The sequence below is a fragment of the Psychrobacter sp. 1Y4 genome (assembly GCF_051847555.1).
Window position 1 is genome coordinate 1 of the sequence record NZ_JBPYDE010001219.1, and the last position, 505, is coordinate 505.

At 35.8% G+C, this 505-nt stretch carries 1 protein-coding gene; it reads left to right on the top strand.

Features of this window, described 5'->3' with window-relative positions; translation table 11 throughout:
- Positions 1-505 (top strand): hypothetical protein (locus ACS8FC_RS21230; protein WP_439298233.1); only part of this gene is annotated, 505 nt, incomplete at both ends.

Below are 505 nucleotides of genomic sequence, written 5' to 3' on the forward strand. Positions count from 1 at the left end.
ATTGACTAAAGATGCGCCTATATCTTTAGCTATTGATGACAAAGAGCTGTCTAATTTAAGTTCAATGTTAGAACACGAGTTTTCTCAATTTGATCTCTATAAGACTATAGTTATTCATTATCCAGGTTCTGGCACAGGTAGGTCAAATGTTACTAGGACACATGAGTATTGTTTGTTTCTAGTTCCTGAGGACCAAGATGTTTTACGGGGTGAGACTATTGAAAAACGTACTAGAGAAAGAGGTTTCTGTAGAAGTGGTCAAGGTGAAAATAACTATAGATATGGACGTCCAAACAGCTTTTATGCTGTAGTAGTAAATCCATCTACGCTTGAAGTTATTAGAGTTGAGCCATCACCTGACTTAAATGAAAGCTACCCTATAAATGACACGGAAGAAGGGTATAAAAGAATTTATCCATTAGGTGAAGATGGCTCTGAAAGGTGTTGGACTTTAAGTTATGAAACAGCTCGTGATTTAGTAAGAGATGAGAAAGATATCTTATTT